This window comes from Pseudomonas sp. H3(2019), from assembly GCF_007713465.1.
Taxonomy (GTDB): domain Bacteria; phylum Pseudomonadota; class Gammaproteobacteria; order Pseudomonadales; family Pseudomonadaceae; genus Aquipseudomonas.
The window spans coordinates 145,221-161,290 of sequence record NZ_VMSG01000005.1 but is presented as its reverse complement, the minus strand read 5'-3'; the positions used below and the strand labels follow the sequence as shown (position 1 = coordinate 161,290).

Here is a 16,070-nt window from a genome sequence, read left to right as displayed (position 1 = left end):
CACTATGAACAGCGACAACACTCAGCAACGGCTGACCTCAGGGTTGGCCGTTTTCGTTTTCGGACATTGAGAAGTCAAAGGATCGCAACCGCACGCAGGCCGTGAAACCAACTCTGGCTATGTCGGTAATGACCATGAGCATTGCTTCGCAATGAAGCGGGGGACGAACAGGTTGAGGCATTGGCTGCACAGGATTGGTGCGACGTGTCTTCGACGATTATCCAACCGATTGATAGTAAAGCGTTTATGCCGCTGGCACGGGCCTTGCGAAGTCCAGGTGTCCGGGTGACAAGGAGTACGGCATGATCCGCACCTATTTTGATGAAATGTACGACGCTGGCGGCCTGGTCCGCCCGCACTATCGGGAGTTCGCCCGTTGGTTAGCTGAAACGCCTGACGAGCTTTTGGCACAACGGCGACGCGAGGCCGATCTGTTATTTCATCGTGCCGGGATAACCTTCACGCTCTATGGTGATGAGCAGGGGACAGAGCGCCTGATTCCCTTCGACACCATTCCCCGCAGCATCCCCGCCAGCGAATGGCGGATCGTCGAGCGCGGCTGTATTCAGCGGGTCAAGGCATTGAACATGTTCCTCGCCGACCTGTACCACGAGCAGCGCATCATCAAGGCCGGCATCATCCCGGCCGAACAAGTGCTGGCCAACGAGCAATACCAGTTGGCCATGCAAGGGCTGGATCTGCATCGCGATATCTATTCGCACATCTCTGGCGTCGATCTGGTGCGCGATGGCGACGGCACGTACTACGTGCTCGAAGACAATTTGCGCACGCCCAGCGGCGTCAGCTACATGCTTGAAGACCGCAAGATGATGATGCGGCTCTTCCCCGAGTTGTTCGCCGCCCAGCGCATCGCGCCCATCGATCATTATCCGAACCTGTTGCTCGACACGCTGAAAAGCTCCAGCCCACTGGACAATCCGAGTGTCGTGGTACTGACTCCCGGCCGCTTCAACAGTGCGTTTTTCGAGCACGCGTTTCTGGCGCGGGAGATGGGTGTTGAGCTGGTGGAGGGTGCGGACTTGTTCGTGCGCGACGACAAGGTGTTCATGCGCACCACCGACGGCCCGCAAGCCGTCGACGTGATCTACCGCCGCCTCGACGATGCGTTCCTCGATCCGTTGGCGTTCAACCCGGATTCGATGCTCGGCGTTCCAGGGCTGCTATCGTCTTATCGTTCCGGCAATGTGGTGCTGGCAAATGCCATCGGCACCGGTGTCGCGGACGACAAGTCGGTTTATCCATTCGTGACCGACATGATTCGTTTCTACCTGGACGAAGAACCGATCCTGAAGAACGTGCCGACCTGGCAGTGTCGCAATCCGTCAGAGCTTTCTCACGTGCTGGCGAACCTGCCTGAGTTGGTGGTCAAGGAAACCCAGGGTTCCGGTGGTTACGGAATGCTGGTCGGGCCTGCAGCCACCGCTGCCGAGATCGAAGCGTTCCGCGCACGCATCAAGGCCAAGCCCCACGCGTATATCGCCCAACCGACGTTGTCCCTGTCGACCTGTCCGACGTTTGTCGAAAACGGCATTGCCCCGCGGCACATCGACTTGCGCCCGTTTGTTCTGTCTGGCCGCGAAACCCGGGTCGTCCCCGGTGGCCTTACCCGTGTAGCCCTGCGCGAAGGATCCCTGGTGGTCAACTCGTCCCAGGGTGGCGGAACCAAGGACACCTGGGTGGTCGAGGATTGAAGGAAGCCTGCCATGTTAAGTAGAACTGCCTCGGATTTGTACTGGATGTCGCGTTACCTGGAGCGGGCGGAAAACCTCGCACGGATGCTCGATATCAGTTATTCGCTGTCATTGATGCCACAGGATGGCCGCGGTGATGGTCTGCACGAATTGGCGATGCCCTTGCTGATCACCGGCACGCTGGACGATTACCTTGAGCGCCACGGTCAATTGCACGCCGAGCGTTTGCTGCACTTCTTCGCCCTGGATGCGGCGAACCCGGCCAGTATCTACAGTTGTCTCGGCGCCGCGCGGGCCAGTGCTCACGCAGTGCGTGGGCGAATCACCGCCGACATGTGGGAGAACATCAACGCGACCTGGCTGGAGATTCGCGGTATCGCCGAACAGGGCCTCAGTCGTTATGGCATGAGCCGTTTTTGCGAGTGGATCAAAGAACGTTCCCACCTGTTCCGGGGCGCGTGCTACGGCACCATCATGCGCAACGATGCCTTCCGCTTCATTCGCCTGGGGACCTTCATCGAAAGGGCCGACAACACGCTGCGCCTGCTCGATGCCCGCTACGAAATGGCCGGCGACCAAGCCGAGGCGGTCAGCGACGGCACGGCCCACGCGTATTACCAGTGGAGTGCACTGCTGCGGGCCTTGTCGTCGTTCGAGGCGTACACCGAGATCTACCGCGACGCACCTGGCGCGCGGCACGTCGCCGAGCTGTTGCTGCTGCGTGCTGACGTACCGCGTTCGCTGCGTGCCTGCACTGAAGAAATCGACCAGATCCTCGCCAGCCTGTCGGGGGTCAACGGCCGTCCTGCGCAGCGTTTGGCGGCAGAAATGGACGCACGGTTGCGTTACACCGGCATCAACGAAATCCTCGACGAAGGCCTGCACGCCTGGCTGACCGAGTTCATCCCGCTGGTGCGCCAGTTGGGCAACGCCATACACAGTTCCTATCTGGAGGCTGCATGAGACTTTCCATTAGCCACGAGACCACCTATCACTACGAAGATCAGGTGCGGGCAAGCATCCAGTATTTGCGACTGACGCCTCACGACAGCGAGCGTCAGCACGTACTGAGCTGGCAGCTCGACCTGCCACGGCCAGTGCGCGCGCAACTCGATCCGTTTGGCAACATCCTGCATGTGCTGACGATGGACGAGCCCCATGCGGCGATCATCATCGGCGCGAGGGGGCAGGTGGACATCGATGAGTTGCGTGAGGCCGAGCATGAGAGCCAGTCGGCGCTGCCGTTCTTGCGTTTCACTCGCCTGACCGAGGCGGATGAAGCGTTACGCGCATTCGCCGAGAAGCAATGTCGCCAACGCCGTGATCGCACAGCGTTGATCGACCTGATGCATGGTCTCAACCAGCACATGACCTACACGCCGGGCTCCACCGAAGTCGACACCAGCGCCGCTCAAGCATTCGCCGGGCGCGCCGGGGTCTGCCAGGATCACGCCCACGCGTTTCTCGCTTGCACGCGTAGCCTGGGGATTCCGGCGCGGTATGTGTCGGGTTATCTGTACAGCGAAAACAGCGAGCACCTGGCCAGTCACGCCTGGGCTGAAGCCTGGCTTGACGACGCGTGGTACAGCTTCGATGTCACCAATGAACTGGCCAGACCCGAGCGTCATCTGAAGCTGGCGGTGGGCCTCGACTATCTCGATGCCTGCCCGGTACGTGGCATGCGTCGTGGCGGTGGCGGGGACCAGATGCACGCCAAGGTGTTCGTCGCGCCAACCCCGGTGATCGCCGCTCAGCAGCAGTAAGTGGCAGACGTTGATCGTTCCCACGCTCCGCGTGGGAATGCATCCCGTGACGCTCTGCGTCACATCCAGAGCCGAACGCGGAGCGTCCGTGGCGGCGTTACCACGCAGACGGTTCGACGCCTCGACGTGGGAACGATCGAAGCTATCAGGGCTGCTGCTTACGCCCCGCCATATGCTTCAAATATCCCACCAGCAACGTCAGCTCCTCATCCGACAATACTTGTGTCGAGAACCCCGGCATTTTTGCCTGTGGCCATTGGCGCAAGCTTTGCGGGTCGCGGATATAGCGCTTGAGGAATTCAGCGCCAAAGTACTCGGTAGGGCTGAAGGGGATGTTCAGGTCCGGACCAAACTGCGCATCGCCCGCACCGTTCAGACGGTGGCACGCCAGGCAGTTTTTCTGGAACAACGCATAGCCCAGATTCACCGGGTCATTGGCGGCGAGCGCCGGGTCTGGAAGCAGGGCAGGGAAGCGCACGCCGACCGCCGCCAGGCGTTTGATACTGGCTACCTGGAATGGCCATTGCTCAGGGCTGATATGGCCGGCCTGAGGGTTGGTCCACACCAGATAAAACGGTCCGGCGCCGGGTTTGCCTTCCGCCAGCGCTGGCCAAGGGTTGGCCGGGTCTTCAATGGCCAGCCACGCCTGCGCACCTACCGTGTTGAGCAACGGCGCAGCAGCCAGTTCGGCAGCGAAACCGTCCAGAGCCACTGCTTGCAAGTGGTCGTCAGCCTTGATGCCGGTCAACAACGCCGCCAGCGGCACCGCGCGATAACTCATGTTCCTTTTGTAGGAAACATCGTCGGTGATCTGAATCGTCTGAACCTGAGGATGCTTGAGCAGCTCCTCGGTTTTCCAGGTTCGGCTGCCGGTGCCCAGGTCGAGCACCAGCTGTGCGGCATACGAGGGCGTGCTGAGCAGCAAGGCCCCAAGCAAAAGTAGAGCTTTCAAGTGATCGCCATCCTGTCGAAGGTATGCCGTAAAGGTTGGCACACGCACGCCGACCCGGATAGCGAGCGAGTCAGTTTTTTAGTGAGGCGTCGTCAACAACCACGCTTGATTATCCGATCACTTTGGTTAGGTTCGGCAAAATCAGTAACAGCGTAGTGGCGAATAAAATGAGCCCGGCTTGACGCACTTTCGAATGTTTGAACATGGCTGTTTGCCTTTTTTTGTTATTTCCTGAGCGTCGAATGCTTGCCTGCATTTCTCCATGACGGCAAAGCGCTGTAGTGCTTTTCTCACGGGCGCCTCGGCAAAACCCGACGACAACCTCGTACGGTTTACCTTAGGGGCCCCGCAGGCTGTGCTTTAGATCCATTTCGTATGAAATAAGAGCAAACTGCTTCCAAAAAGGCATGAGGCATACTGCCAGCTGCTTTGCCGGCCTTTTGCTAGACAGTTCGGTGACCTGAATCGGTTAATCCGATAGCTCACTACCGTTCGTCTGAGCGTGACCGTCAAGGCCGTTGAGCGCTTCGGTCATTGAATCCGCCGCTGCTGAGCCTAAGGTGAGAACTCGCCAACGATTCACCTGCCCAGCGGTACGAGGACGTCATGACCCAAGCTTTGATTTTCGATGCGTTACGCACGCCCCGTGGCCGTGGCAAGGCTGATGGCGCCTTGCACAGCGTCAAACCGGTGAACCTGCTGGCGGGCTTGCTCGGTGCTCTGCAACAGCGGACGCAACTCGACACCCGCGAGGTCGATGACATGGTGATCGGCTGTGTCACGCCGATAGCCGATCAGGGCGCCGATATTGCCAAAACCGCAGCGCTGGTGGCCGACTGGGACGTTAGCGTCGCAGGTGTGCAAATCAATCGCTTTTGCGCATCCGGGCTTGAAGCGGTGAATCTTGGGGCGATGAAAGTACGTTCCGGCTTTGAGGACCTGGTGGTGGTCGGTGGCGTCGAGTCCATGTCGCGGGTGCCGATGGGCAGCGATGGTGGCGCCTGGGCGCTGGATCCGCAGACCAACCTGCACAGCCATTTCACCCCGCAAGGCGTGGGCGCCGACCTGATCGCCACGATCGAGGGCTTCAGCCGTCAAGACGTTGATACGTACGCGCTGCGCTCTCAGCAGAAGGCCGCGCGGGCACGGGCGGACGGCTCGTTCAAGAAGTCTCTGGTGCCGGTGCAGGATCAGAACGGCATCGTCCTGCTGGATCATGATGAGTTCATTCGCGCCGAGTCGACGCTGGAAGGTTTGGGCAAGCTCAAGCCGAGCTTCGAGATGACCGGGCAAATGGGCTTCGACGCTACCGCGTTGCGGGTCTACAGCCACGTGGAGCGAATCAATCACGTTCACACGCCGGGCAATAGCTCGGGGATCGTCGACGGTGCGGCGCTGATGTTGATCGGCTCCGAAGCGAAAGGTCGGGCGTTGGGCTTGCAGCCGCGGGCACGGATCGTCGCCACGGCGGTCACCAGCGCCGATCCGACCATCATGCTCACCGGCCCGGCGCCGGCCACTCGCAAGGCCTTGGCCAGGGCCGGGCTGCGGGTCGAAGACATCGATCTGTTCGAAGTCAACGAAGCGTTTGCCTCGGTGGTGCTCAAGTTCATCAAGGACATGGCCATCGATCCGGCCAAGGTCAACGTCAACGGTGGCTCCATCGCCATGGGCCACCCGTTGGGCGCCACCGGTTGCGCGATTCTCGGCACCTTGCTCGATGAACTGGAAGTGCGGCAGTTGCGCTACGGCCTGGCGACCCTTTGTGTCGGCGGCGGCATGGGCATTGCCACCATCATCGAACGCCTCTGGGCCCCCCGACTTCAAGGAAAATTGCCATGACCGATGCCATTCGTTACGAAAAAGCTCAGGACCAGATTGTCGTCCTGACCATCGACATGCCGGGGCAGAGCGCCAACACCATGAACGCGGTGTACCGCGAGGCCATGGCTGATTGCGTTGCGCGTCTGGTGGCCGACAAGGATTCGATTGCCGGAGTGATCATCACCTCCGCGAAAAAAACCTTCTTTGCCGGCGGCGATCTCAATGAGTTGATCAAGGTCGGCAAGCCTCAAGCCAAAGCCTTCTACGACATGGTGCTGACACTCAAGGGCCAGCTTCGGACACTGGAAACGCTCGGCAAGCCGGTAGTCGCCGCGATCAATGGCGCAGCGCTCGGTGGCGGTTGGGAAATCTGTCTGGCCTGCCATCACCGCGTTGTACTGGACAATTCATCGGTGCAGATCGGTTTGCCGGAAGTCACGCTGGGGCTGTTGCCGGGTGGCGGCGGTGTGGTGCGCATGGTGCGTATGCTGGGGCTGGAAAAGGCGCTGCCGTATCTGCTCGAAGGCAAGAAAATCCGGCCGCAACAAGCGCTGCAAGCCGGCTTGGTCGATGAGCTGGCGGCGGATCGTGATGAACTGCTGGCCAAGGCGCGAGCCTGGATTATTGCCAACCCGACGGTCAAACAGCCTTGGGACGTGAGCGGTTACCAGATTCCCGGCGGCACACCGTCTAACCCGAAAGTCGCGCAAATGCTGGCCATCGCGCCGTCGATTTTGCGCAGCAAAACCCAGGGTTGCCTGCCGGCTCCGGAGAAGATCCTCTGCGCTGCGGTTGAGGGCGCTCAGGTCGAGTTCGACACCGCGCAGTTGATCGAAACCCGCTACTTCACCGAGCTGACCACCGGCCAGGTGGCGAAGAACATGATTGGCACCTTCTGGTTCCAGCTCAACGAGATCAACGCTGGTGGCTCGCGACCTGCTGGTTTTGCGCCGCACGTCACGAAAAAACTCGGAGTGCTCGGCGCGGGCATGATGGGCGCCGGCATTGCCTACGTCAGTGCTGTAGCTGGTATCGATGTAGTACTCAAGGACGTCAACCTGGCGGCAGCGGAGAAGGGCAAGGCTCATTCGGCAACACTGCTGGACAAGAAAGTCGCCCGTGGTCAGCTAAGTGCAGAGCAGCGTGACGCCACGCTGGCGCGGATCAAAACCAGCGAGCAGGACGCCGATCTAGCGGGTTGTGACCTGATCATCGAAGCGGTGTTCGAAGACCGCGAGCTAAAAGCCAGGGTCTCGTCCGCCGCACAAAAAATCGTCGGTGCAGACGCGGTCATTGCATCCAACACCTCGACCTTGCCAATCAGCGGTCTGGCGACGGCCGTGCCGGATCAGTCGAAATTCATCGGCCTGCACTTCTTCAGCCCGGTCGACAAAATGCCGCTGGTGGAAATTATCAAAGGCGTCAATACCAGCGATGAAACCCTGGCCCGTGGTTTCGATTTCGTCCTGCAAATCAAGAAAACCCCGATTGTGGTCAACGACAGCCGTGGCTTCTTCACCTCGCGAGTCTTCGGCACTTTTACCAATGAAGGTATCGCCATGCTCGGCGAAGGCATCTCGGCACCGATGATCGAAACCGAGGCGCGCAAGGCCGGAATGCCGATTGGTCCGCTGGCGATCTCCGACGAAGTTTCCCTGAGCCTGATGAGCCATATCCGTCAGCAAACCGCCAAGGACCTGCAAGCCGAAGGCAAACCGCTGCCCGCGCACCCGGCGTTTGCGGTGATCGATCTGCTGCTCAACGAATACCAGCGTCCTGGCAAGGCCGCGGGGGGTGGTTTCTACGAATACCCGGCCGGTGGGCAGAAACAATTGTGGCCAGAGCTGAAAACGCGTTTCGAGAAAACTGACGGGCAGATATCGCCACAGGACGTGCGCGATCGCCTGCTGTTTGTGCAGGCCATCGAAACCGTGCGTTGCGTGGAGGAGGGCGTGCTGCTGTCGACGGCCGATGCCAACATCGGTTCGATCTTCGGCATTGGTTTCGCCGCCTGGACGGGCGGGGCGTTGCAGTTCATCAACCAATACGGTGTGAAGGATTTTGTCGCCCGAGCCCAATACCTGGCCGAACAGTACGGCGAGCGCTTCACACCGCCGGCGTTGTTGCTGGAAAAAGCCGCGAAGGGCGCGTTGTTCTGAGGGAGTCGCTCTGACGGATTGGCGGCGCGTACCGGGCTTGCCTTGACCCCGCGTTTCAAGGCAGGCTCTGGGTGTGCACTATCGCCTCTATCGTGTCAGGTATTTTTTATGTCGTTACGCATCTGCATTCTGGAAACCGACATCCTGCGTCCCGAGCTGGTCGATCAGTATCAGGGGTACGGGCAGATGTTCCAGCGTTTGTTTTCGCAGCAACCCATCGCTGCCGAATTCACTGTCTACAACGTCATGCAGGGCGAATACCCAAGTGATGAGCTGAGTTTCGATGCCTATCTGGTGACCGGCAGCAAGGCCGATTCGTTCGGCACCGACCCGTGGATTCAAACCCTCAAGACTTACCTGTTGTCGCGCTATGAGCGCGGCGACAAGCTGCTGGGCGTGTGCTTTGGCCATCAATTGCTGGCGCTGCTGTTGGGTGGTAAAAGCGAGCGCGCGACCCAAGGCTGGGGTGTCGGCACCCACAAGTACAAACTTGCCGCCAAAGCGCCGTGGATGAGCCCGGTGAGGGAAGAGCTGACACTGCTGATCAGCCACCAGGATCAGGTCACCGCGCTACCGGAAAACGCTACGGTGATCGCTTCCAGCGACTTTTGCCCGTATGCCGCGTATCACATCAACGACCAGGTGCTGTGCTTCCAGGGCCACCCGGAGTTCATTCACGATTACTCGCGGGCGTTGCTGGAAATCCGCCAGCAGCACTTGGGCGAACAGGTCTATAAGAAAGGCATGGAAAGCCTGGCGCAAGAGCACCACGGCACCACCGTTGCCGAGTGGATGATGCGGTTTGTGGCCCACAAACCCGAGACCAAATCCGTATAACGTGTTGAGGATCGTTCCCACGTCGAGGCGTCTGCGTGGGAATGCATCCCGTGACGCTCCGCGTCACCCTGTCACAGCCAGCCCGACCGCTTGAAGCTCGCCCACAACCCGAAACATCCCACGGTAATAAACCCCAGCACTGAAAAATAGCCGTAGTGCCAGCTCAGTTCCGGCATGTTCTGAAAGTTCATCCCGTAGATCCCGGCCACCGCCGTCGGGAACGCCAGAATGGCCGCCCAGGCTGCAAACTTGCGCTGCACCACGCTTTGTCGGGCCGCTTCCAGCAACACACCGATCTCGATGGTCTGGCTGGCAATGTCGCGTAACGTCGTCAGGTCCTCCATCTGTCGCGTGACATGGATCTGCACATCACGAAAGTACGGGCGCATGTTCTTGTCGATGAACGGGAAGCTCAGCTTCTGCAGCTCTTCGCTGATCTCCACCATCGGCGCCGCATAACGGCGCAGGCGCAACACGTCGCGTCGCAAACCATGAAGGTTTTGAATGTCCTTTTCGTTGAGCGTGCTGCACAACACGTTGCGCTCCAGCTCATCGATCTCGCTATGGATCGCCTCGCCCACTGGCTGATAGTTTGCGATGACGAAATCGAGCAGGGCGTAGAGCACGAAATCTTCGCCGTGCTCAAGCAACAGCGGACGCGCCTCACAGCGTTGGCGCACATGCGCGTAGGACGCCGAGTGACCGTTGCGGCAGGTGATGATGTAGCCCTTGCCGGCAAAGATGTGGGTTTCGATGAACTCCAGTTTGCCCTCATGGCGCACCGGCGAGTACGTGACGATAAACAGCGCGTCGCCAAAGGTTTCGAGCTTCGGTCGGCTGTGTTTATCCAGGGCGTCTTCAATCGCCAGTTCGTGCAGGCCGAACTGACGTTGCAGGTTGGCCAGCTCCTGGGCGTTCGGCTCTTCTAGGCCGATCCATACAAAGTGGCCCGGTTTTGCAGCCCAGGCGGCACCCTCGTCAAGGGTGATATCGGTGACTCTCTTACCGGCACTGTAGACCGCAGCCGCAACGACTCTACCCATAATTCTTATTCACTTCTTCTTGGCAAATGGTAATGACAGGCAGTGTCCAGCTTATCCTGCTCTTAAGCTTGAGAGTCAGCAAAATCAGTGAAGTTCGCCAGCAAAAAGAAGCCCGCACGAGGCGGGCTTCATTCAGGCAGCTTGCAGCTGTCGATCCATCGATTCGATGCACTCGCGCATCTGTTCGCGGCACTGGGCGATCAGCATCGGCATGTCGTCCAGGCTCAGGCCGGCGGTAGGAATCGCCGGCAGCGAACGGATCAGGATCTTGCCACTGCGCCAGCGGTTCAGGCGCATATGGTTGATGTAGCTGCTGACGCACACCGGCACGATTGGCACCCCGGCGGCGATCGCCATCTGGAACGCGCCTTTCTTGAATGGCAGCAACTCTTCACCCAGGTTGCGCGTGCCCTCCGGGAACACCCAGATCGAGGTGTCCTTGTGTTGCAAAGTGTTGGTGGTGGTGAGCATCGACTGCCGAGCCTTGTGCGCATTGCCGCGGTCGATCAGCACATTACCGGCCAACCAGAACAACTGCCCGAACAACGGCACCCACTTCAGGCTTTTCTTGCCGATGCACACGGTGCGGTGCGGCACCACGTTGCCCAGCACAAACAGATCGTAGTTGGACTGATGGTTCGCGATCACCACGCAGCTTTGCGTCTTGTTCGTCAGCCCATCGACGTCGGTCTTCACTCGCAAACGCAAAATGCACATCGCCGGCCAGGCATAAAGACGTGCGCACAAACGGCTGTTATCCGGATTGAACGGTCGACACAGGCCAAGCACTACACCGAGCACACCCGCGACAGCAAAATGCAGGGCCATCAATAACATGCGAAACAGATACAGCATCTACAGGCCCACCGGGACAAAAGGTGGCGCAGTGTACGGATGTGCACTGTATTCGGCAATTGCTGCTATAGAGGTAGGAGATAGGCGATGTTTAAGCGTATGTTTCAGACTGATAGCGTCAGATGCGGAGTAGAGCGGCTGAAGGACTGTAAACAGATGAGGCACGAAAAAGCCCGACTCGGCGGTCGGGCTTTTCGTAGGTGCGCTTTCGGGATTAAACCAAGTGTTCCTGATCAAGAATGATCGCGTTGTCCAACGTCTCCAGCAGGGCCTTGCGTACTTTGAGCTTGGTGTTCTTGTGCGCGGTCATGTTGATCTTCTTCAACTGACGCGCCATGGCCAGGGCTGCACCTTGCAGTTCTTCGGCAGAAACGACCTTGTCGAGGAAGCCAGCATCCACAGCACCCTGCGGATCGAACATCTCAGCGTTGATTACCGAACGGTGGAACGCCGACTTGCGCAGACGATCACGGGCCAGCTCGATGCCGGCGTGGTGCATGGTCATGCCGATCTGTACTTCGTTCAGGCCAATGCTGAACGGCCCGTCGACACCAATCCGGTAATCAGTCGACAACAGAATGAACGCGCCCTTGGCCACCGCATGCCCAGGGCACGCGACGATTACCGGGAAAGGGTGCGACAACAGACGACGGGCGAGGGTCGAACCGGCGGTCACCAGGCTCACGGCTTCTTTAGGGCCGGCCGTCATCACCTTCAAGTCATAACCGCCCGACAGAATGCCTGGCTGACCGGTGATGATCACCACCGCACGATCCGTCACCGCCTGATCCAGCGCAGCATTAAACGCAGCAATCACGTCCGGCGAGATGGCATTGACCTTGCCATTGCTCAAGGTCAGGGTCGCGATACCGTCTTCGAGGTGGTAGGAAATCAACTCACTCATGACGCTATTCCTTGTATTGAAGTGGGGCAGACGTTACCCACCGTCGTAGGCCAGGTAAAGCGCCATGACTGACCAGCCAGTCAGCCAATCCGCGCCCGCCCAGCGTAGCCGGCCCTACGTACCGCGCATTGCCCTCTATATAGAAGCATTCACCCGGCCGAAGATTGGCAGGTTTGCCCTGCCTCCAGACCCGCCCGACGGCATAAATCGCTTAACCGCATGAAAATTCTGAAAAAAATATTTGCCATCGGAAAAGCTTTCGACTACATTAGCGCGCCTCGACAGACAGAACATGTTTGAAGAGATACGGTGAAGTGTCCGAGTGGCTTAAGGAGCACGCCTGGAAAGTGTGTATACAAGAAATTGTATCGAGAGTTCGAATCTCTCCTTCACCGCCACATTAAGTAAACACAAACCCCTGATTTTCCTAGAGAAAGTCGGGGGTTTGTGGTTTCTGGCGTCTGAAAAAAGGCGATATGGGACAGATCTGGGACAGATGGGTGGTTTTCTCGCCTAGAAAGGAGCCCCCGCCCGCTGGCGGGTGGACTAGGCTGAGGGGGCCACTCTGGCGCACGCAGAAGGAAAGTCGCATGCAGTTACATGAAGCGACTCAAGTAAGGGAAGTGTATGGCGTCGACCAGGCCAACGAGCTTTTGCAGGAAGATTGTTGGAGGCTGTTGGCGGTGACCGGAGTCAGCGATCCGCAGGGCGGGTCGCGGGTGGTCTACGTGCTGGGTAATTCCAATCTACCGCGGAAGCCAGCCGCTGAGCAGGGTTCGGGGGGATTTCAGAGGGAAGTCCGTAGCTGACTGCGCAATACGGCGTTTTCGTTAAATGCCTGCCCACAAAAAGCCCACACCGGTGGGCTTTTTTGCGTCCACTGGAAACCAGTCCCCTAGGGATTGGACTACCCTGACCCCGGTGCGTGGCTTTACGCGCAGTCCGCCCCTTCGTTCACTGCCAAAGGCTTGCTTTTAAATGCCCGCGACACCCGCGCGGTTGTTGCACGTGGCGGCGCAACGGGTGGGAGAGGAAGATAAGGGCAGGTGTCCTGCTTGCTGCAGTTTCCTTGCTCAGCGGCCTGCCATTCGGCATCGCGCGTTGGTATCCGTCGGGGCTCGAAGGGCAGGTCAAGGTCGGCTTCGACTGTGAGTACATTTCTGGTGAGTTGTACTTGAACGGCGTCGAGCCCGGTGACCGAGTGATCATGGTTGATGATCTGATCAGCACCGGCGGGTCGCTTCTCGCGACTCATTTCCAAGGGCGGCAATAGTCACTTTCGTGGTTCAACCGCAAGCAAGATCCGAGAGCAAACTGCTATGAAAACCAAAATATTTCCAGGATGGTACGTGGTGTTCGCGGCGCATCTGCTGCTGGCACTTATCTTTGGTGGCGCCTATTCCTTCGGGGCGTTTTTTTCGCACATCCAGTCCAACTTCGATGTGGGGCGTTTTTCCGTGGCGTCGGTGTTTTCGCTGACTGCTTTTATATATTACGCGGTCGGGGTTTTCTCCGGTTCTCTGGCGGATCGCATCTCGACCCGGGTTGTGGTCTGCGTTGGCATCATCTTGCTGGCGCTGGGTTTTTTCCTCAGCAGCCTTGCTTCCGGTTCGTTGCAGTTGTTCCTGGTGTGCTTCTGCTCCCTGATCGGGTTGGGGGTCGGTCTGGTGTATGTGCCGACGGTGACAGCGGTCCAGCGCTGGTTCGTCAAGAATCGCAGCAAGGCTTTTCGGGCATTGCGCTGGCGGGAACCGGTGTCGGGAACAGGCCAATTTGTTGATCGGGCTTATCGGCGTCGGCAACGTAGCCGGCCGGTTGTTCCTGGGCAGCATCGGTGACCGGATGGGGGCTCGTCGCCTGCTGATCGTTTTGACCTTCGCGCTGGTGCTGCTCAATCTCCTGTGGCTCGGCGCCGATACATTCATCACGCTGGCGCTGTTCGCCATTTGTTTCGGGGGGGGGCGATGGTGGCTGCATATCCCTGTCCCCGTCGGTGGCCGCCAGTTGCCTCAGATTGCTGTCCCGGCTCCCTCAGTTGGTTCCTGAACGAGGGGCGGGTATGACTGACAACCTTGAGATTCATGATCTTTGCTCCGCTCTTGGCGTGCTTGAGTGTCATGGGCAAACCCTGGAGTACGTCGATACACCCATTGATCCGAACCTGGATTTGCTGAGGGACTATCTGGCACCTACCGAACGGCGGCCACTCAGTACTCACTGGTCGAGCGCTTCAATCGATAGCCTGACTCGCTCCGTGTATGGAAAAATGCCACGCTGATCCCGAAGCAGGTGGGGTTGGCGTGGCACAAGGCGCGCAGGGCAGGTGCGTTTGGATAGCACCGTTAAATAAATCCTCACCTTCTTCTATGATCAAAACGAGCTCGTTATTAACCGAGGTGGAACAATCATGAATGCCGTTAAGGCCGGCAAAAGCAGCCCATTGGCTAATGTCGGTCAGTCAAGAGATTCAGGGCACGATGCATGACCCGTAGCAGCAGACTTCGCCAGCTGCTACGGGGGGCGATACGGCTTAACTGATGGGGTAGAAAATGAATCAAAGCGCGGCCGGCAAGATGACCCGTGAAACTTTTTGGTATCCGGTTGTCGTTGCGACTGGCCTGATCGGCACAGTGGCTGCGGTCACTGCGGTGTTGATCAAGCTTCTCTTAAAGCCCCTTGCCGGTTTCCCGGCAAGGGGGCAGGCTGTCACCGCTCTTTTCGCCTTTGATGATCAGGCTGCCGTCGGCCATTGTCACCTCTCCTCTTGGTCGAGTCCCAAGGTGGGCCGCGAGCATCCCGCTTCCAGATGTCGATAGGTGTCGATATCTGTCAGGCAGAGCATTTTCCTGCCATCCCTGAGCTCAATCCAGAACGTCACGTCTGCATCAGCCCGGGCCATGCCATGTGGGGGCTATAGCCATCGCAGCGGCCAAGCCCATTCCGGCACAGCCTTGTGTCAGTGCGATCGGAGTTTGGTTTACGACGTTAATGTGTTTGATATCGGTAACCGGGACACTGATACCTGGCCACGGATAGAGCGCAGTCTCGATACTGACAACACCGGAGTCGTACGCCCCCACTCCATGAAGAAAATCACCAGCTAGAACTTTTATTTTAGCCATGTGGAAATCCTCCCGACATCTGTTGTATCAGGGGCTATTAATGTTTTGTGATGACCGCTGCGGCGGCCCATTTGATGCCCGGCATCGCAACCCGGTTCGCCACCAAACATCAATAGATCCAGAATATTCCACGCCCCAAAAAGGGGCGCGTCAACGACTCTGCGACGAAATACTGTTGAACTGATGTCGGAGAGGGAGATAGAAGTCCGTGAGGGGAAGGGCTGTCATAGGCTAATAACCGCCACCGCCCATCCCGCCGCCCGTACTTCCAGATGGCTCTCTGGCCTTTTGCTGCATACGACTCCATTCCGCACACGTCATAAAGCTCTTGTGGTCGACTTTGCCTCGACCATCAAAACTGACATTGAACGTGTGCTTTTGGCCGGCTTGCGTGAGCATGTAGTCAAAACAGGTGCCGGGCTCGACGGTGCGATCACTGATTGATAAAGGCTTTCCGCCGATTTGCTGGACTTGATCCTTGCTCATGCCCATTTCTACCTTTGCGACCAGCGGTTGCTCTCGATAGGCCGATGTCTCGGAGCTGCATCCAGCCACCGCGGACAGCACGACGACCAGTGCGAATAGAGGGGTGTTCATGACTGGGCTCCCGAATGTGAGTGTCGTGAAGAAACTCTTGGGTGCATCAATAAAAGTAAAGTCGAGTTCGGCGGTGCACGCCAAATATCCTCAAGGCTGAGATATTGGCGTGCGAGGGAAGGGCAGATAACAGAAAGTCCACGCGTGGCGGGGTTTGCGACAAGAAGCAGAGCGACTTTCAGAAACGCGCGAAAGCGTTCCTTTTCGATAGGTTTGTTCTCAATGATGCAACAGTGCGTTCCCTTAATTACGCTGGATGTCTACCCGGCCTCGCGTTACATTTGCCACATTTTATTGCAGAG

General features: G+C 58.5%; 16 protein-coding genes and 1 tRNA gene. 12 read left to right on the top strand and 5 right to left on the bottom strand.

The features are described from left to right. Positions 1–302 precede the first annotated feature (302 nt). From FPT12_RS07620 to FPT12_RS07610, 3 genes are read left to right on the top strand one after another with little or no spacing between them, the layout of a single operon-like run. Positions 303–1,712, top strand: coding sequence for a circularly permuted type 2 ATP-grasp protein (locus FPT12_RS07620; RefSeq protein WP_145015424.1), 1,410 nt, complete (start codon positions 303–305; stop codon positions 1,710–1,712). A 12-nt stretch (positions 1,713–1,724) separates the two neighbouring features. After that, positions 1,725–2,675 (top strand): alpha-E domain-containing protein, encoded by a 951-nt coding sequence (locus tag FPT12_RS07615; RefSeq protein ID WP_145015422.1) that lies wholly within the window; start codon positions 1,725–1,727, stop codon positions 2,673–2,675. Then, positions 2,672–3,475: a transglutaminase family protein gene (locus tag FPT12_RS07610; protein ID WP_145015420.1), complete on the top strand. Its 804-nt coding sequence runs from the start codon at positions 2,672–2,674 to the stop codon at positions 3,473–3,475. The genes FPT12_RS07615 and FPT12_RS07610 overlap by 4 nt, the downstream gene beginning before the upstream one ends. Positions 3,476–3,620: 145 nt before the next feature. On the opposite strand, the gene FPT12_RS07605 is transcribed toward FPT12_RS07610, so the two are convergent. Then, positions 3,621–4,427, bottom strand: coding sequence for a cytochrome c (locus FPT12_RS07605; RefSeq protein ID WP_145015418.1), 807 nt, complete (start codon positions 4,425–4,427; stop codon positions 3,621–3,623). Between the two features lie 606 nt (positions 4,428–5,033). Here FPT12_RS07605 and FPT12_RS07600 point away from each other — a divergent pair. The 3 genes from FPT12_RS07600 to FPT12_RS07590 all read left to right on the top strand — a co-directional run bounded on the left by FPT12_RS07600 (position 5,034) and on the right by FPT12_RS07590 (position 9,247). Next, positions 5,034–6,269: an acetyl-CoA C-acetyltransferase gene (locus tag FPT12_RS07600; RefSeq protein ID WP_145015416.1), complete on the top strand. Its 1,236-nt coding sequence runs from the start codon at positions 5,034–5,036 to the stop codon at positions 6,267–6,269. Beyond that, complete coding sequence (locus FPT12_RS07595) at positions 6,266–8,410, top strand: 3-hydroxyacyl-CoA dehydrogenase NAD-binding domain-containing protein (RefSeq protein WP_145015414.1); 2,145 nt, start codon at positions 6,266–6,268, stop codon at positions 8,408–8,410. The genes FPT12_RS07600 and FPT12_RS07595 overlap by 4 nt, the downstream gene beginning before the upstream one ends. A 108-nt stretch (positions 8,411–8,518) precedes the next feature. Further along, the gene (locus FPT12_RS07590; protein WP_145015413.1) at positions 8,519–9,247 is read left to right on the top strand and encodes an amidotransferase; all 729 of its coding nucleotides are present in this window, start codon (positions 8,519–8,521) and stop codon (positions 9,245–9,247) included. A 71-nt stretch (positions 9,248–9,318) separates the two neighbouring features. Here FPT12_RS07590 and FPT12_RS07585 read toward each other — a convergent pair whose 3' ends face one another. The 3 genes from FPT12_RS07585 to FPT12_RS07575 all read right to left on the bottom strand — a co-directional run bounded on the left by FPT12_RS07585 (position 9,319) and on the right by FPT12_RS07575 (position 12,049). After that, a complete protein-coding gene (locus tag FPT12_RS07585; RefSeq protein WP_145015411.1) occupies positions 9,319–10,290 on the bottom strand; it encodes a magnesium and cobalt transport protein CorA in 972 nt (323 codons plus the stop codon). Positions 10,291–10,422: 132 nt separating this feature from the next. Then, the gene (locus FPT12_RS07580) at positions 10,423–11,145 is read right to left on the bottom strand and encodes a 1-acylglycerol-3-phosphate O-acyltransferase (RefSeq protein ID WP_145015409.1); all 723 of its coding nucleotides are present in this window, start codon (positions 11,143–11,145) and stop codon (positions 10,423–10,425) included. Between the two features lie 214 nt (positions 11,146–11,359). Beyond that, complete coding sequence (locus FPT12_RS07575; protein ID WP_145015407.1) at positions 11,360–12,049, bottom strand: crotonase/enoyl-CoA hydratase family protein; 690 nt, start codon at positions 12,047–12,049, stop codon at positions 11,360–11,362. Between the two features lie 308 nt (positions 12,050–12,357). Here FPT12_RS07575 and FPT12_RS07570 point away from each other — a divergent pair. From FPT12_RS07570 to FPT12_RS07550, 6 genes are all read left to right on the top strand, one after another. After that, positions 12,358–12,447: transfer RNA gene (locus FPT12_RS07570), tRNA-Ser, on the top strand. 671 nt (positions 12,448–13,118) lie between these two features. Then, positions 13,119–13,322 carry a hypothetical protein gene (locus tag FPT12_RS07560; protein WP_145015403.1) on the top strand — a complete coding sequence of 68 codons (204 nt, stop codon included), beginning with the start codon at positions 13,119–13,121 and terminating at the stop codon, positions 13,320–13,322. A 46-nt stretch (positions 13,323–13,368) separates the two neighbouring features. After that, complete coding sequence (locus tag FPT12_RS07555) at positions 13,369–13,887, top strand: MFS transporter (RefSeq protein ID WP_218570713.1); 519 nt, start codon at positions 13,369–13,371, stop codon at positions 13,885–13,887. Continuing rightward, positions 13,823–14,095, top strand: coding sequence for a hypothetical protein (locus FPT12_RS27810; protein WP_218570714.1), 273 nt, complete (start codon positions 13,823–13,825; stop codon positions 14,093–14,095). The genes FPT12_RS07555 and FPT12_RS27810 overlap by 65 nt, the downstream gene beginning before the upstream one ends. A gap of 13 nt (positions 14,096–14,108) precedes the next feature. Next, entirely contained in the window at positions 14,109–14,327 is a 219-nt protein-coding gene (locus FPT12_RS27625; protein ID WP_178098643.1) for a hypothetical protein, read from the top strand. 271 nt (positions 14,328–14,598) lie between these two features. Then, positions 14,599–14,865, top strand: coding sequence for a hypothetical protein (locus FPT12_RS07550; protein ID WP_145015401.1), 267 nt, complete (start codon positions 14,599–14,601; stop codon positions 14,863–14,865). A 537-nt stretch (positions 14,866–15,402) separates the two neighbouring features. Here FPT12_RS07550 and osmE read toward each other — a convergent pair. Then, the gene (gene osmE / locus FPT12_RS07545) at positions 15,403–15,768 is read right to left on the bottom strand and encodes an osmotically-inducible lipoprotein OsmE (protein WP_145015399.1); all 366 of its coding nucleotides are present in this window, start codon (positions 15,766–15,768) and stop codon (positions 15,403–15,405) included. Positions 15,769–16,070 lie beyond the last annotated feature (302 nt).

Excerpts from the sequence above, each read along its gene's own strand:
- FPT12_RS07615 (WP_145015422.1), top strand. The coding sequence starts at position 1,725 with ATGTTAAGTAGAACTGCCTCGGATTTGTACTGGATGTCGCGTTACCTG.
- FPT12_RS07575 (WP_145015407.1), bottom strand. The coding sequence starts at position 12,049 with ATGAGTGAGTTGATTTCCTACCACCTCGAAGACGGTATCGCGACCCTG.
- FPT12_RS07550 (WP_145015401.1), top strand. The coding sequence starts at position 14,599 with ATGAATCAAAGCGCGGCCGGCAAGATGACCCGTGAAACTTTTTGGTAT.
- FPT12_RS07555 (WP_218570713.1), top strand. The coding sequence starts at position 13,369 with ATGAAAACCAAAATATTTCCAGGATGGTACGTGGTGTTCGCGGCGCAT.
- FPT12_RS07595 (WP_145015414.1), top strand. The coding sequence starts at position 6,266 with ATGACCGATGCCATTCGTTACGAAAAAGCTCAGGACCAGATTGTCGTC.
- FPT12_RS27625 (WP_178098643.1), top strand. The coding sequence starts at position 14,109 with ATGACTGACAACCTTGAGATTCATGATCTTTGCTCCGCTCTTGGCGTG.
- osmE (WP_145015399.1), bottom strand. The coding sequence starts at position 15,768 with ATGAACACCCCTCTATTCGCACTGGTCGTCGTGCTGTCCGCGGTGGCT.
- FPT12_RS07585 (WP_145015411.1), bottom strand. The coding sequence starts at position 10,290 with ATGGGTAGAGTCGTTGCGGCTGCGGTCTACAGTGCCGGTAAGAGAGTC.
- FPT12_RS07590 (WP_145015413.1), top strand. The coding sequence starts at position 8,519 with ATGTCGTTACGCATCTGCATTCTGGAAACCGACATCCTGCGTCCCGAG.
- FPT12_RS07600 (WP_145015416.1), top strand. The coding sequence starts at position 5,034 with ATGACCCAAGCTTTGATTTTCGATGCGTTACGCACGCCCCGTGGCCGT.
- FPT12_RS07580 (WP_145015409.1), bottom strand. The coding sequence starts at position 11,145 with ATGCTGTATCTGTTTCGCATGTTATTGATGGCCCTGCATTTTGCTGTC.
- FPT12_RS07610 (WP_145015420.1), top strand. The coding sequence starts at position 2,672 with ATGAGACTTTCCATTAGCCACGAGACCACCTATCACTACGAAGATCAG.
- FPT12_RS07620 (WP_145015424.1), top strand. The coding sequence starts at position 303 with ATGATCCGCACCTATTTTGATGAAATGTACGACGCTGGCGGCCTGGTC.